A 14,986-nucleotide genomic window follows, 5' to 3' on the forward strand; every position below is an offset into this window, starting at 1 on the left:
CGTTGGGATGAAGCTGTTATCCGCTACCGAAAGGCCGTGATGACCATGCCGCGCACCCGCGCGTTCGTACAGGCTGACGTGTTTTCCACGACCCCCTATCGCGGCAATCCGGTCGCGGTCGTCCTCGACGGGACGGACGTGACCGACGAGGAGATGCAGCACCTGGCGCGTTGGACCAATCTGTCCGAGACCACGTTCGTGCTGCCCGCCACCGTCCCGGAGGCGGACTACCGGCTACGGATCTTCACGCCCCAGAGCGAGCTGCCGTTCGCCGGACACCCCACCCTCGGCTCCGCTCGCGCCTGGCTGGACGGCGGCGGCGTGCCGCGGCACGCCGACCGCATCGTGCAGCAGTGCGCCGCCGGTCTGGTCACCGTTCGCCGCGGCGACGGCGTTCTGTCGTTCGCCGCCCCGCCGCTGGTCCGCGACGGCGCGCTGGACGACGCGTACCTGAAGGAGGTCGTCGCCGCGTTCGGCATCGGCCGTGACCGTGTCCTCGCGCACCAGTGGGTCGACAATGGACCCGGCTGGGCCGTGCTCCGACTGCCCACGGCCGAGGAGGTCCTCGCCCTCGAACCCGACCTCTCCCTCATCCCGGACGCGATGGTCGGCGCGATCGGGGCCTACTCCGCCGGTTCCCCGCACGACTTCGAGATGCGCACCTTCGCGCCCCGCTGCGGAGTGGCCGAGGACCCCGCCTGCGGCAGTATGAACGCCGCCGTCGGACAGTGGCTCACCACCGCCGGCACGGTCTCCTCGACCTATCGGGTCTCCCAGGGCGCGCGGGTGGGACGGGCCGCGACCATCGAGGTCACGGCCGACGCGGACGGCACCGTCTGGGTGAGTGGTGCCACGACCATCTGTATCCGCGGCACGATCGCCCTGTGACCCGTCCGCAGGTGGCGCCATGGGCACAATATTGCTCGAATTGCTCCTCTAGCACCATCCAGTGCCTCGCTCCGGCGCAATATGCTGCCAACATTGCTGAGATCGGTTCACTTCGACGGACCCGTCGGCCACGCTTGAGCGCGTCATACCGATGGACCACGAAGGGGCAACCATGCCGGGCCACAGCACCGTCACCGTCCACACCGATCGAGAGGTCCGGCCCAGCCGCGCCGTGGCGCCGCCCATCTACCAGACGGCGGCGTTCTCGGCCGCGGACGCGGAGACGTTCGCCGGCGCCGCGGTCGACCGGCGGGGCCAGGACTTCTACACCCGCTTCGGCAATCCGAACCACGCCCAGGTCGCGGCCGTCGTGGCGGAGCTGGAGGGCACCGAGGCGGCCATGGTCACCGCGTCCGGGATGGCCGCGCTGACCACCGCCGTGCTGGCCCTGGTGTCCACCGGTGACCATGTCATCGGGCAGCGGTCCACCTACGGCGGCACGGCGTCGGTCCTGCTGAACCTGCTGCCCCGCTTCGGTGTGTCGACCACCCTGGTGGACCAGACCGACCCGGAGGCCTTCGAGAAGGCCCTGACCCCGCGGACCCGCCTGATCCTGGTGGAGTCCCCGAGCAATCCGCTGCTCCAGATCACCGACCTGCGCGCCGTCGCGGACCTGGCCCGCGCGCACGACGTACCGACCATGGCGGACAACACCTTCGCCACGCCGCTGAACCAGCGCCCGGCGGACTCCGGCATCGATCTGGTCTGGCACAGCGCGACCAAATACCTCAACGGTCATTCCGACGTGTCCGCCGGAGTGCTGGCCGGCCCGGCCGAGCTCCTGGACCGGATCTGGGATACCGGTCTGCTGACCGGTGCCGTCCTCGGCCCGTTCGACGCGTGGCTGCTGCTGCGCGGGATGCGCACCCTTCCGCTGCGGATGCCCCGGCACAACGCCAACGGCCAGGCGCTCGCGGAGGCCCTGAACGACCATCCCTCCGTGAGCCGTGTGCACTATCCCGGCTTGGCGTCCCACCCGCAGCACGAGCTGGCCGCACGTCAGATGAGCGGGTTCGGCGGGGCGCTCGGCATCGAGTTCGCAGGCGGTTTCGAGGCGGCCGACGCGTTCCTCGGCCAACTGCGCTACGCCCGCCGGTCGGCCAGCCTCGGCGGCGTGGAATCGCTGGCCGTGCACCCCGCGTCCATGTGGCGGGGCATGCTCAGCGAGGACCAGCTCGCCGCCGCGGTTCCGCCGGGCCTGGTCCGGCTGGCCGCGGGCACGGAGGACACGGCCGACCTGGTCGCCGACGCGCTGGCCGCGGCCGACGCGGTGGCCGCCACCGCCGTGGGCACCTGAGCGGATCGTGTGTCACGGGGTGTGGGCGGAGAGCGTCTTCATGGTGACGTAGCTGTTCACCATGGCGACGCCGGGAAGGTCGGCCAGCCGGTTGGCGTGGAAGTCCTCGTAGGCAGCCAGGTCGGCGACCTCGACCTGAAGCAGGTAGTCGTAGTTGCCGGTGACGTGATGGACGTGGACCACCTCGGGCAGTTGGACCACCGCCCGTTCGAACGCGGTCACGTCGGCGCGCTTGTGCCTCATGAGCCGGACACCGGCGAACACGCGGAGGCCGCGGCCGAGGGCCGCGGGGTCGATCTCCGCCCGGTAACCGCGGATCACGCCGGTTTCCTCAAGCCGGTTCACGCGCCGCAGGCAGGGGGACGGCGACAGGCCGACCCGGGCGGCGAGCTCGGCGTTGCTGATCCGCCCGTGCTTTTCGAGCACGGCGAGGATGGACCGATCTACATCATCCATAAGGGCAGATTATTGCTCGATTTTGCTGTGTACCACAACCTGATGGCTCGTTCGGGCGCAATTTCCTGCCAACGTTGCCGAGATCGACCCATGGCGACGCGCTGATCAACAACACTCGGCCGAGTCGTCGACCCGGACGAACAACCCCCTTTCTCGTGGAGGAGTTTTCAGATGAGGACCCTGCTCACCGGCGGCACCGTGGTCAGCATGGACCCGGCCGTCGGCGATCTCGAACGCGGTGACGTGCTGATCGAGGACGGCGTGATCGCCGAGGTGGCCGAATCGATCGAAGCCCCGGACGCCGAGGTGATCGACGCGACCGACCGGATCGTCATGCCCGGCTTCGTCGACACCCACCGGCACACCTGGCAGACCGCGTTCCGCGGCGTCGGCGCCGACTGGACGTTCCCCGAGTGGGCGGTGGCGATGCACGGCACGCTCAAGCCTCACTACCGGCCCGAGGACGTCCACCTGGGCACCCTGCTCGGCCGGCTGGAGGCCCTCCACTCCGGTGTGACGACGATGCTGGACTGGTTCCACTGCGCACAGGGCCCCGAGCACGCCGACGCCGCCGTCGAGGCGCTGCGCGACACGGCCGGACGGTCGGTCTTCTGCCACGGCGCGGGGTGGGGCACCACCGGCCCGGTCGACGCCGAGATCCGCCGCGTCCGGGCCGCGCTTCCCGGAGACGGGCTGGTCACCATGGCGTTCGGGCTGCGCGGCGCGGACGACACCAGCATGGACACCGTCGCCGAGGAGCTGAAGCTGGCGGCCGAGCTGGACCTGCGGACCAGCGTCCACGTCACCTCCGACGGCACCCAGCGCCCGATCGCGGACCTGCGCGAGCACGGGCTGCTGCGGGACACCACGACATTCGTGCACGCCAACGGGCTCGGTGACGACGAGCTGCGGATGCTCGCCGACGCCGGCAGCTCGGTGTCGATCAGCCCGGACGTCGAGCTGCGGATGGGCTTCGGCTGGCCGATGACCGGCCGGATGCTGGCCGCTGGAGTGCGCCCGACGCTTTCCATCGACGACGTCCCGTCCGTCGGCGGCGACATGTTCGCCACCATGCGCACCGCCTTCGTGGTACAGCGCGGTCTGGACGGCGGCCTCAACTCCCGGGACCTGCTGGAGTTCGCCACCGTCGACGGCGCCCACGCGCTGGGCCTCGCCGCCCGCACGGGCAGTCTCACGCCCGGCAAGGACGCCGATGTGATCCTGCTGCGCACCGACGACATCACCGTGCTCCCGGCAACCGATCCGGCCGGCACGATCGTCGCGGCCGGTCACCCCGGCCTGGTCGACACGGTTCTCGTCGCGGGACGGGTCGTCAAGCGGGACGGCGCGCTGGTGGACGTGGACCTGCCCGCGTTGAAGACACGGCTGGTGGCATCCCGCGACCAAGTCGCCGCGGCCGCCGGAATCCCGCTCGACGGCACCTGGCGTCCACGGCCGGAGGCGGCGTAACTCCCACGCCGGCCCCAGGCCCGTCACACCCGTTCATCACCCACGCCCCCGGAGGAATCGATGCGGATCGGTGAGCTCACGATCCATCCCCTCACCGACGGGACCTTCCGCGCCTCGCCCGCCTACTTCGGCGAGCACGCCCACCCCGAAGGCCACGAGGACCTGTTCCTCCGGCCCGACGACATGGCCTGGCTGCCCATCGGCTGCTTCCTCGTCCGCACCGGCGACCGCGTCGTCCTCGTCGACGCCGGTATGGGACCCGCGATCGACGACCACAGCCCCCGCCGGCTTCTCGTCGGCGGTCAGCTCCTGATGGGACTGCGCGCCATCGGTGTGGCGCCTTCCGACATCACTGACGTCGTCTGTACTCATCTCCACTCCGACCACTGCGGATGGCTCTTCGACCGCAACGCCGACCCGGTGTTCGCCGGTGCCACCATCTGGTTCGGCGCGGGCGACTGGGACCACTTCGTCGACGGCCCGAACGGGGCGATGCCCGACCACATCCGCGACGGCCTCAGGGCGACCGCCGAGCGGGGCAGCCGCCTCCAACTGCTTGACCAGGACACGACGGTGGCACCCGGTATCACCCTGACCATGACGCCCGGACACACCCCCGGGCACCTGTGTGTCATCGTCGCTTCCCAGGGCCGCCGCGCGATTCTGCTCGGCGACGCGGTCGTCTGCCCGGTCCAGCTGGACGAGCCCACCTGGCGTTCCATGGGCGACGTCGATCCCGGGCTCGCGCAACGGGTGCGCGAGCGGCTGTTCCGTGAACTCGAAGACGAGACGGCTATCGGCGTCGGCGCCCATTTCCCCGAGCTGGAGTTCGGCCGCGTACTCACCGGGCAGGGCCGCCGCTGGTTCACCTGACCAGGCGTTCTGGGCCCAGGGTGGTGAACCAGCGCTGGATGCGGTCCTCGTTGTGGGTCTTCGCCAGCGACAGGGTCAGCAGCAGCCGGGCCTTCTGCGGGGTCAGATCCTGCGCACCGACCACACCCCGCACATCAGGGTCGTACACCGCACCCGACCCCGTACGCGAGGCCGACGCGAAGAGCACGCCGTCCTTCACCGCGTCCGCACGCGCCTCCGTCATGGCCGGTGAGAGACCGCCCGCCCCCGTGCCCGCGGTGACGATACCGGCCGCGCCCGCGTCGGCGAACGCCTTGACGGCCTCGGGCCCGGCGCCCTGGTAGCTGTAGGCGATCTCGACCTTCGGCAGCGGCCGCCGGGCGAGGCGGTCCAGGTCGAAGGGGGTCTGCCAGCCCGGCTTGCCGCATTCCCGCACCCGCGCCGGGGCCCGGTCGAGGCGGATGTGGTTCTGGTCGACGACGCCCAGCTCACCGCTGCTGCCGCTGGTGAAGGCATCGAGCCGTAGCGCGTCGGCCTTGCGGACGTCACGCGCGGCCTGGATCTGGTCGTTGAGCATGACGACGGTCCCGAAGCACGTGGTGCGGCCGCTCGCCGCGAGGTGGATCGCGTTGTAGAGGTTGGCGGGGCCGTCGGAGCCGATGACCGTCCAGGGGCGCATCGCGCCGGTGAGCACCACGGGCTTGTCGCTGCGGACGGTGAGGTCCAGCCAGTACGCGAACTCCTCCATGGTGTCCGTACCGGTGGTGACGACGACCGCGTCGTTCGTCCGCAGCGCGTCATCGACGGCGGCGGTGAGCCGCCGGTATTCGGGGACGGAGTAGTCGTTGGAGTCCTTGTTGCCGAACTGCCGGGTCCGGACGTCGGCGAGCCGGTTCACCTCGGGCCTCAGGTCATCGACCAGCCGGGACACCGGGAGCTGGCCGGACTCGTAGTTCTGGAAGGACACCCGGCTCTTGGCCACGCCCGCGATGGTGCCGCCGGTGCCGATGACGGCGACCTGCGGCTCGGGGCCGCGCTCCGGCTCGGGCGCCGCGTGGGCCCCGGCCGTACCTCCAACGCCAACACCAACACCAACGCCGAGGCCGAGGACGACGGCGATCAGGACGATCAGGACGGTGGACGCGCGGGCGAGCTGGTGCATGGGAACAATGCCATCTCGATTCCGGCCATTTACGGCCACATACGGCCATGTACAGCTATGTACGGCTTATCCCACCGTACCCATGTCATGAGCGCCCGCACAGCCGGGCCAGCAGCAGCGCCACATCGTCGTCCGGCGCCCCGTGCAGCGCCGCCAGCACCTGGTCGCAGATCCGGTCCAGCGAGCCGTGCCGGTGGCGGCGCAGCAGCTGGACCAGGGTGTGCAGGCCGACGTCCAGCGACTCGTGCCGCTTCTCCACCAGGCCGTCGGTGAACAGGGCCAGCACCGCGCCCTCGGCCAGTTCGCAGTCGACCGAGGCGAACGGAACGCCGCCCACCCCCAGCGGTGCGCCGCTCGGGGTGTCGATCAGCTCGGCGGCGCCGCCCGGGTGGACCAGGACCGGCGGCAGATGGCCCGCGGTGGACAGCTCGCAGTGCCCGGTGCGCGGGTCGCAGACCGCGTACAGACAGGTGGCGATGGAGTCCCCCAGGGTGCTGGTGATCTCGTCGAGGTGGCGCAGCAGCTCGACGGGCGGCAAGTCGAGCTTGGAGAAGGCGCGGGTGGCGGTGCGCAGCTGCCCCATGATCGCGGCGGCGTGGATGCCCTTGCCCATGACGTCCCCGACGACCAGGCCGACCCTGCCGTCCTCCATCGGCAGCACGTCGAACCAGTCGCCACCGGCGGCGCTGACCGCGGGCAGATAGCGGGAGGCGGTCTCCAGGCCGTCGAGGTCGCGCGGCGGCAGGGACAGCAGGCTGCGCTGGAGGGTGAGCGCGGCGTCGCGTTCCCGCCCGTACAGGCGGGCGTTGTCGATGGCGAGGGCGGCGCGGATGGCCAGCTCGCAGGCGAGGGTCAGATCGTCCTCGTCGAACGGCCGGGGGTTGACCGTGCGGTGCAGGCTGAGGGTGCCGAGCACGCTGCCTCGGGCGATGAGCGGGGCCGCGATGTAGGAGTGGACGCCCTCGCGCCGCAGCACGTCGGCGGCGGCCTCGTCGCGGGCGATACGGCGTATGTCCTGCTCGGACGTGTGCGGCACCAGGATCGGCGCGCCGTCGCGCACGCACTGGGCGATCATGCGGTTCGGGCCGTAGCGGGCGATCTCGCCGACCGGGTCGGCGGCGTGGACGGCCTCGGTCGGGTAGCCCGCGGCGACGGCGAGCGCCCGGAAGCGGGCCGAGCCGTCGCTGCGCACCCGGGCCACGGGTTCGCGGTGCACGACCGCGTCGAGGACATCGACGGCGGCGAGGTCGGCGAGCCGGGGCACCGCCACGTCAGCGAGTTCCTGGGCGGTCTGCCGCAGGTCCAGGGTGGTGCCGATGCGGACGCCCGCGTCGGCGACGACGGCCAGCCGCTCGCGCGCCTCAGCGACCTCGCTGGCCGCCCGGTGGCGTGCGGAGACGTCGATGACGGAGACGGCGATTCCCAGGACCCGGCCGCCGGATTCCTCCAGCCGGTAGTACGACTCCGACCAGGCGTGGTCGTGGTCGGGGTCGGCGGGGGTGCGGCCGATGGTCTGCTGGTCGAGGATCGGTTCCCCGGTGGCCAGGACGCGCCGCATGGCGGTCTCGATGGCCTCGGTGTCGAGCCCGGGCAGCAGCTCGCCGATCCGGCGCCCGCGCACCAGGGGTTCGGCCATGCCGTTCATGCTCTGCAGCGACGGGTTGGCGCGCAGCCACCGCAGCTCGGTGTCGAACACCGCGAGCCCCACCGGCGACTGCTCGATCAGCAGGCCCGATACGGCCAGGTCGGTCTCGACGCGCCGTACGGTCGCCTCGTCGGCGGCCAGTCCGAGGGCGTACGCGTCGCCGTGGCGGTCGTGGAGGCCCATGGTGTGGAACTCGACGCGCACGGTGGAGCCGTCCCGGCGGCGGACGGGGAAGACGCCCGCCCAGGTGTCGCCCGCCCGGACCCGGGCGAACAGGTCCGCGGCCGCCCGCCGGTCCTCCGGGCGGACGAGCAGCAGGTCCGCCCGGCGCCCCAGCGCCTCGGCGGCGGGGAAGCCGAACAGCAGCTCCGCCTCAGGGCTCCACAGGGTGATGCGGCCGTCGGCGTCGAGCACCACGGCGGCGACCCGCAGGAGGTCGAGCACCCCGCCCGCGACGGAGGCCAGGCCGTCGTCACCCGTCCGGTCCGCCTCGCTGTCCTGGTCAAGACGGTCATGCGTCGTCATACCGGCACCTCACCGGCTCGCCGTGCCCTCCCTCTGTCATACCTCGCCCCGCGCGCCACCGCACCACCGATGGGGGACCCGGCCACGGTCAGATGGTGAACGGGCGCTGCCCGGCGAAGGCCGGGCGCGCGGCTCCGGCCATGGCCAGATGGGGGGTCTGGTCCGGGGGCATCCGCCGGACGATCTCCCGGTGCAGCGCGCGGTAGCTGCCCGGGAACACCCCGCCCCGCCAGACCTCCAGCAGGGTGCCGGTGAACAGTCCGTTGACGGTGCCGTCGGCGGAGGTCTGGTTGTCCTGGCAGCCGGAGATGTGGAGCACCCCGGCGTCGATCCTCGCGAGGTCCTTGGCGGTGCGGGTCTTCTGGATGCGGTCGTAGAGGTCGCGGTCGCGCGCGTAGACGGCGGCCTGTACGGGCTGCGGCATGGCCCGCAGCCGCCTGCCGATCTCGCGGGGGTCGTCGGTGTCGAAGCGGCGCCCGAGTTCGTCCGCGCTGAGCACCTCGGGCAGCCGCCGGGCGACCGCGCCGCTGTGGCAGCTGTCCGACAGCATCCAGACGCGCACACCCTTGGCGAACTTGCCGAACAGCGCGAACAGCTCGTCGTCGACCAGCTGACGGTCGTACAGCGCCCAGGTCGCGTCCAGCCGGTCGCCGCTCTCGTCGTGGTTGAGGTCGGGCACCTGGCCGCCGTGGCCGGAGTAGGTGAGGAAGAGGATGTCGCCCTCGACCAGCCGCCCGGCCGCGGTCTCCAGCGCGGAGGTGACCGCCTCGGCGGTGGCGCCGCCGCTCAGCAGCGGGCCGGTGACCTCGAAGCCCGCGGCAGCGGCGAGCCGGGCCATGTCGGCCGCGTCCTGCTCGCAGGCCTTCAGCTCGCCGCTCCAGCCGTCGTACGCCACGGGGTCGACCTGGTTGAGTCCGATGTGGACGGAGAGACCGGTGGGCATGGGGGCTCCTCGGGTGGCGGTCGACCGGACAGTGCGCGGCGCGGCCGCCCCGCGGGCGACGGATCGCCCTCCCCAGGATGATGCGGCGCCCTCCCCCGCCCCGCCCTGTTTTCCGGACCCATACGGGGACCTACGCCCGCCCGGCGCCCCCGGCCGACAGGGCGTGCACGAGGACGTCGGCGGTGCGCTCCAGATAGCCGGGCTCGGGCGGCACGCCCCGCACCGCGATGCGCCAGTAGACCGGCGCGGCGAGCAGATCGAGCGCCAGCTCGCGATCCGTGTCCGGCGGCAGCTCACCGCGCTCCACCGCCCGGTCCAGCAGCGCGACCGCGCGGGCGCGGCGCGGCGCGCCGATGCCGACTGCGAGCGCCTGCGACAGCGCCTCGTCCCGGCGCGCCTCCGCGAACAGGTCCGGGAGGACCCGGCTGAACTGCGGATGGGTCAGCCAGTCGGCGACCGCCCGCAGCGCGGCGAGCACATCGCCGCGCAGCGACCCGGAGTCGGGCAGGTCGACCATCGCGACGCTCAGCTCGGACGCGATGTCGATGACCATCTGCTGCTTGGAGGGCCACCGCCGGTACAGCGCGCTCTTGCCCACTCCGGCCCGCTTGGCGACCGCCTCCATCGACAGCCGCCCGTAGCCCTGTTCGGCGAGTTCGTCGAGCACGGCCGCACGGATGGCCTCGGTCTTGGCCGGTCGCAGCGTGGCGGCGCCGCTCGGGGCGCGCCGGGCGGGCGGGGAGGGGCGAGTGGGTTCCGGCATGGGCCAACCCTAGCAGATGGACGGGACGGTACCGTTCTGTTTACAGTGCGGACGGGACGGTACCGTCCCGTCCGCTGAGTGGAAGGTAAGCGTCATGGACGAACGCGTCAGGGTGTACGACCGAATGAAGAAGCTCCTGCTCGCCCACGACATGCGGGGATTCGCCGATCTGTGGGCCGAGGACGGCACCATGGAGTTCCCGTTCGCCCCGCCCGGATGGCCGCGCAGGCTGGAGGGGCGCGAGGCGGTGCGGGAGTACGTGCGCGACTACCCCGACCACATCGATCTGCGGGCCGTCGCCCATGAGGTGGTCCACCGGACCGCGGACCCCGGCGTGCTGATCGTGGAGTTCGCGGTGGACGCCGTCGCCGTCCCCACCGGCCGCCCGCTCCGGATCGACTACGTGGCCGTCATCACCGTCCGGGACGGCGAGATCGTCTCGTACCGGGACTACTGGAACCCGCTCCTGCTGAGCGACGGGCTGGACTTCACCGCCGAGGGAGGCCGGACCGATGGCTGAACCGACTGTGCTGGTCACCGGCGCGACCGGGAACACCGGCTCGCGCGTCGTACGACTGCTGCGGGAGCGCGGCGCGCCGGTGCGCGCGGCCGCCCGGCGGCCGGGCGAGGACGGGGTGCGCTTCGACTGGTACGACCCGGCCACCCACGCCGCCGCCCTGGCCGGAGTGGACCGGATCTACCTGGTCGCGCCCGTGGGCGAGGCCGATCCGGTGCCCGTGGTCGAGCGGTTCCTGGCCGCCGCGCTCGACCGGGGCGTGCGGCGGGTGGTGCTGCTCACCTCCTCCGCGATCCCCGCCGACGCGCCGGGCATGGGCGCGCTGCACCGGCTCGTACGGGACACGGTGCCCGAGTGGACGGTGCTGCGGCCGTCGTGGTTCATGCAGAACTTCACCGGCGACCACGCGGTGGCCCACGCCATCCGCGGCGACGGGCAGATCGTCACCGCCACCGGGGACGGCCGGGTGGCCTTCGTCGACGCGGACGACATCGCCGCCGTCGCCGCCCAGGCCCTGCTGGACGACCGTCCGCACAACACGGACCACGTCATCACCGGCCCCGAGGCGCTCAGCTACGCCGACGCGGCGTGCGTCGTGGCCGAGGTCTCCGGGCGCCCGGTCGGCCATGTCTCGGTGACGGCCGAGGCGTTGTCGGAGAGGCTGGTGGACTCGGGGATTCCGCGGGAGTTCGCGGCGGTGCTGGCGGGCCTGGACGTGGACGTCCGGGGCGGCACGGAGGACCGTACGACGGACACGGTCCGCCGGATCACGGGCCGCGCCCCGAGGTCGTTCGCGGACTTCGCCAAGGCCCACCGGGCGGCCTGGGACTAGCAGGTGTCACCGGGTTCGGAAGCCGCCGTCCACGACCAGTTCGGTTCCCGTGACGAAGCTCGCGTCGTCGCAGACGAGGTAGGCGACGGCGGCGGCCAGTTCCGAGGGGTCCGCGCGCCTGCCGAGCGGGGTCTCCGGCACGACGCCGCCGTCGGGCTCCTGGGCGTTGATGGGAGTGCTCACACCGCCCGGCACCAACGCGTTGACGCGGATTCCGGCGGGTGCGAATTCGAGCGCGGCGGTGCGCGTCAGTCCGAGGAGCCCGGCCTTGCTGGCGGCGTACGCGGCGTACCCGACCGCTCCGGAAGGACCGAAGACGGACGAGGTGTTGACCACGGCACCATGTGAGCTGGCGCGGAGGAGCGGGAGCATCGTCCGCATTCCGAGGAACGCGCCCGTGAGGTTCACCGCGAGGATGCGGTTCCATCCTTCGAGCGACTGGTCGGCGAGGTCGGTCACCTGGACGATGCCCGCGTTGTTGACGAGGATGTCGAGCCGACCGAAGCGTGCGTCGAGCAGCTCGTGGACCCGCTGCCAGTCGTCGGGGGCGGATACGTCGAGGTGGACGTAAGCGGCGTCAAGCCCTTGGGAACAGAGTTCCTCGGCGGTGCGCCGCCCCTCGTCGTCGAGAACGTCGGCGAGGATCACGCTCGCGCCTTCGCCGGCCAGCCGGAGGGCGTGTGCCGCGCCCTGCCCTCGGGCCCCGCCGGTGATGAGGGCGACGCGGTGGGCGAGCCGGCCGGGAACGGGGGCCGGGGGTGTGTGAGACATGTGCGGTCCTTTCCAGGGGTGGACTTCAGGACGCCTCGGCCGAGGTGGTCACGGCCTCGGAGTCAGCGGCGGGGGCCGGGCCGCCGCCCGGGGCCTGTGCCACGTCGGCCAGCGAGCGGTTACGTGTTTCCTCGGCCCAGAAGAGGCTGATCACGAAGCCGAGCGCGGTCACCCCGGCGCCGATGAGCATGGTCGGGCCGGTGCCGATGCCGTCGAGCGCGACCGGGACGAGGTAGGTACCGACAACGGCACCCACGCGGCTGACCGCGGTGGCCAGGCCGACGGCGCTGGCACGCAGCCGGGTGGGGAAGAGTTCGTTCGGGTAGATGAACACCAGGATGTTTCCCGCGCCGTTGATGACGGCGAACAGCATGAAGAAGACCATGGCGAACCAGGCCGGAGCGTGCGGCCACACGCCCAGCGGCACGAGGGCGAGTGCCCCCAGGAGGAAGCTGCCGAGGATCAGCGGTCGGCGCCCTCGCGTCTCGACCAGCCGCATGCCGGGGAAGGATCCGACGAGGAATCCCAGGTTGAGGATGATCTGCCCGAGCGTCGCCCCGGCCGTGTCGTGCTCGAAGCCGAGGTGCGAGAGGATGATCGGGCCGTAGGTGAACAGGGCGAACTGCGGGATGGCGAAGCAGGTCCAGGCCAGGCCGCAGAACAGGATCCGGCGCATGTGGTGACGCTGCAACAGCTCGGTCAGCCGGGTCCGGCCAAGGGGTTCCTCCTCCGCCAGGGCGGTGATCTCCGCGGTGGACACCTCGCGGCCGAGGACCTTCGAGACGTCCCTGCGGGCCTCCTCGACACGGCCTTTGGTGATCAGCCACCGAGGCGATTCGTGGGCTCCGAGCCGAAGGGCCAGGACGATCACGCCGAACACGGCGCCGCTGGCGAGCATCCACCGCCATGAGCCGTCCCCGTAGAAGGTGGTGAGCACATAGCCGACGAGGTAGGCGACGACCGCGCCGGTGAGCCACACCAGGGAGAGCAGACCGATCATCGCCCCGCGGTACTTCCTGGGCATCCACTCGGTGAGCAGCGAAGTGGCGATCGGGTAGTCGGCGCCCACCGCGAGCCCGACGATGAACCGCAGGACGATCAGCTGCCAGCCGGTATCCACCCACAGGCTCACCGCGGATGCGACGATCATCGCCAGCAGGTCTGCGGTGTACATCACGCGCCGCCCGATCCGGTCCGTGATCGGCCCGAAGACCAGGCTCCCCAGGAAGAGCCCGATGAGCGATACCGCACCGACGATGCCCAGCGCGCTCGAGCTCAAGGCGAGGTCGTCATCGGCCCCGGTCAGGGCGACGCCGACGATGCTCAGGAGGAATCCGTCCAGGAACGGGCCGCCTGAACAGGCCACGATCAGGCGCTTGTGATATCTGGTGAGAGGGCTGTCGTCGATGAGGTGGGTGGTCATGGCGGAGTCCTTAGGTCACGGCTGACGGTCTGTTCGTCCAGGGAGAAGGAGGGGACGGATGGTTACCCTGAGGCTCACTTGGTGAGCTGGGCTTCGTCTGTGCCGACGGTGGCCGCATACGCCTCCAGCAGCCGCTCCGTATCGGCGATCTGGGCGTTCCAGATGTCGCGCGGGATATCGATGCGGTCGTCGGCTTCCTGGAGGCGGCCCAGGTAGGCGGCGATGCCCGCGCCAACGTCCCCGGCTTCCTCGTGCATCGCGATCATGCGTTCGGCGATCTTGGCCTGGGTGCCGTAGACGGGGATCTGAGGACCGCGGGGTGCGGACAGCCCGATGTAGTACAGCCTCTCCAGCCCCTGGGGGACGATCCCGCCGCCGTACCTCAGCGGTCGGCCCTCGCGCCGTGGCACCAGTTCCTCGTCGAGGAACGGCAGCGTCGGGTGGAAACCGGTGGCCCAGAGGATGGTGTCGTAGTCCTTGGCGGAGCCGTCCGTGAAGTGCGCGGTGTGGCCGTCGAAGCGCTCGACACCGTGCCCGACGACACCGACGCGTCCGTGGTGGATCCAGTACAGCAGCAGGTCGTTGACCACGGCGGGGCCGTCGGCGAGGGCACGGTGCCGCGGTACGGGCAGTCCTGGGTAGTCGGCGTTCCGGCCGATCGACACGCGGGCGAGCAGCCGTGCGATGAGGTCCTGCTCCGAGGGCGAGAACTCGGCCATGAAGCCCAGCTCCTGGCGTGGGCGGCCGAAGTACATCTTGGGCTGGAAGTAGGTGCCGTGCCGTACGACGATGTCGGCTTCGAGGCGGTGCTGTGCGACGTCGACGGCGAGGTCGCAGCCGGAGTTGCCCGCGCCGACCACCAGCACCCTGGTGCCCTCGATGTCGCCGACGTTCTGGTAGCCGCTGGAGTGGATCTGCTTTCCCGCGAACGAGCCCGGCACCGAGGGAACCTTCGGGTCCCACAGGTGACCGTTGGCGACGAGGACGCCGTCGTAGACGCCGGCCCCGTGGGAGGTGGCGACGTTCCACCCGGCCGAGCCCACGGGACCTTCGGTCTCGACGGGCGTCACCGACACGACCTCGGTGTTGAACGAGATCCGCCGCTCCAGCCCGCGGGTCCGCGCGTAGGAGGCGATGTAGTCGCGGATCTGGTCCCGCCGGGGGAAGTACGGGTAGTCCTCGGGCATCGGGAAGCCCTCGAAGGTGGTCTGATCACGCGAGGTGATCAGATGCAGGGCGTCGTAGTCGGTGTTCCAGTGCCCGCCGACGCGGTCGCTCTTCTCATAGCAGTCGACCTCGTAGCCGCGTTCGGTCAGGACGTTGAGGGCGGACAGCCCGGCCGCACCGGAGCCGACGATGCAGTAAGTGGCCATGAGGTTCCT

Annotated in this window: 14 protein-coding genes; 6 read left to right on the plus strand and 8 right to left on the minus strand. The window is 71.4% G+C overall.

The window, feature by feature from the left end; genetic code table 11:
- The first annotated feature begins 39 nt into the window (after positions 1-39).
- Complete coding sequence (locus ACFV9T_RS25305; RefSeq protein WP_385444312.1) at positions 40-888, plus strand: PhzF family phenazine biosynthesis protein; 849 nt, start codon at positions 40-42, stop codon at positions 886-888.
- A gap of 172 nt (positions 889-1,060) precedes the next feature.
- Complete coding sequence (locus ACFV9T_RS25310; RefSeq protein WP_385444150.1) at positions 1,061-2,245, plus strand: trans-sulfuration enzyme family protein; 1,185 nt, start codon at positions 1,061-1,063, stop codon at positions 2,243-2,245.
- Between the two features lie 12 nt (positions 2,246-2,257).
- Here ACFV9T_RS25310 and ACFV9T_RS25315 read toward each other — a convergent pair whose 3' ends face one another.
- A complete protein-coding gene (locus ACFV9T_RS25315) occupies positions 2,258-2,701 on the minus strand; it encodes an Lrp/AsnC family transcriptional regulator (protein ID WP_385444152.1) in 444 nt (147 codons plus the stop codon).
- 171 nt (positions 2,702-2,872) lie between these two features.
- On the opposite strand from ACFV9T_RS25315, the gene ACFV9T_RS25320 reads away from it, so the two are divergent.
- Together ACFV9T_RS25320 and ACFV9T_RS25325 are read left to right on the plus strand one after the other, a co-directional pair.
- Complete coding sequence (locus ACFV9T_RS25320) at positions 2,873-4,171, plus strand: amidohydrolase family protein (protein WP_385444154.1); 1,299 nt, start codon at positions 2,873-2,875, stop codon at positions 4,169-4,171.
- Between the two features lie 60 nt (positions 4,172-4,231).
- Positions 4,232-5,044, plus strand: coding sequence for an MBL fold metallo-hydrolase (locus tag ACFV9T_RS25325; RefSeq protein WP_385444156.1), 813 nt, complete (start codon positions 4,232-4,234; stop codon positions 5,042-5,044).
- Here ACFV9T_RS25325 and ACFV9T_RS25330 read toward each other — a convergent pair.
- The 4 genes from ACFV9T_RS25330 to ACFV9T_RS25345 form a co-directional block, all read right to left on the minus strand.
- The gene (locus tag ACFV9T_RS25330; protein WP_385444157.1) at positions 5,037-6,185 is read right to left on the minus strand and encodes an asparaginase; all 1,149 of its coding nucleotides are present in this window, start codon (positions 6,183-6,185) and stop codon (positions 5,037-5,039) included. The two genes, ACFV9T_RS25325 and ACFV9T_RS25330, sit on opposite strands and share 8 nt — an antisense overlap.
- 85 nt (positions 6,186-6,270) lie before the next feature.
- A complete protein-coding gene (locus ACFV9T_RS25335; RefSeq protein WP_385444159.1) occupies positions 6,271-8,355 on the minus strand; it encodes a SpoIIE family protein phosphatase in 2,085 nt (694 codons plus the stop codon).
- Between the two features lie 88 nt (positions 8,356-8,443).
- A complete protein-coding gene (locus ACFV9T_RS25340; RefSeq protein ID WP_385444161.1) occupies positions 8,444-9,298 on the minus strand; it encodes a caspase family protein in 855 nt (284 codons plus the stop codon).
- Positions 9,299-9,428: 130 nt separating this feature from the next.
- Positions 9,429-10,061, minus strand: a complete 633-nt coding sequence (locus tag ACFV9T_RS25345) for a TetR/AcrR family transcriptional regulator (RefSeq protein ID WP_385444163.1) — start codon at positions 10,059-10,061, stop codon at positions 9,429-9,431.
- A 94-nt stretch (positions 10,062-10,155) separates the two neighbouring features.
- Here ACFV9T_RS25345 and ACFV9T_RS25350 point away from each other — a divergent pair, with 94 nt between their 5' ends.
- Together ACFV9T_RS25350 and ACFV9T_RS25355 are read left to right on the plus strand one after the other, a co-directional pair.
- Positions 10,156-10,581, plus strand: coding sequence for a nuclear transport factor 2 family protein (locus tag ACFV9T_RS25350; RefSeq protein ID WP_385444164.1), 426 nt, complete (start codon positions 10,156-10,158; stop codon positions 10,579-10,581).
- A complete protein-coding gene (locus ACFV9T_RS25355) occupies positions 10,574-11,410 on the plus strand; it encodes an NmrA family NAD(P)-binding protein (protein ID WP_385444166.1) in 837 nt (278 codons plus the stop codon). Before ACFV9T_RS25350 ends, ACFV9T_RS25355 begins: the two co-directional genes overlap by 8 nt.
- Before the next feature lie 6 nt (positions 11,411-11,416).
- On the opposite strand, the gene ACFV9T_RS25360 is transcribed toward ACFV9T_RS25355, so the two are convergent.
- The 3 genes from ACFV9T_RS25360 to ACFV9T_RS25370 all read right to left on the minus strand — a co-directional run bounded on the left by ACFV9T_RS25360 (position 11,417) and on the right by ACFV9T_RS25370 (position 14,977).
- A complete protein-coding gene (locus tag ACFV9T_RS25360) occupies positions 11,417-12,181 on the minus strand; it encodes an SDR family NAD(P)-dependent oxidoreductase (protein WP_385444168.1) in 765 nt (254 codons plus the stop codon).
- A 25-nt stretch (positions 12,182-12,206) separates the two neighbouring features.
- Positions 12,207-13,604, minus strand: coding sequence for an MFS transporter (locus ACFV9T_RS25365; protein ID WP_385444170.1), 1,398 nt, complete (start codon positions 13,602-13,604; stop codon positions 12,207-12,209).
- A gap of 74 nt (positions 13,605-13,678) precedes the next feature.
- Complete coding sequence (locus ACFV9T_RS25370) at positions 13,679-14,977, minus strand: flavin-containing monooxygenase (RefSeq protein ID WP_385444172.1); 1,299 nt, start codon at positions 14,975-14,977, stop codon at positions 13,679-13,681.
- Positions 14,978-14,986: the final 9 nt, after the last annotated feature.

It is taken from the genome of Streptomyces sp. NPDC059850, from assembly GCF_042731515.1.
Classification (GTDB): Bacteria; Actinomycetota; Actinomycetes; order Streptomycetales; family Streptomycetaceae; genus Streptomyces.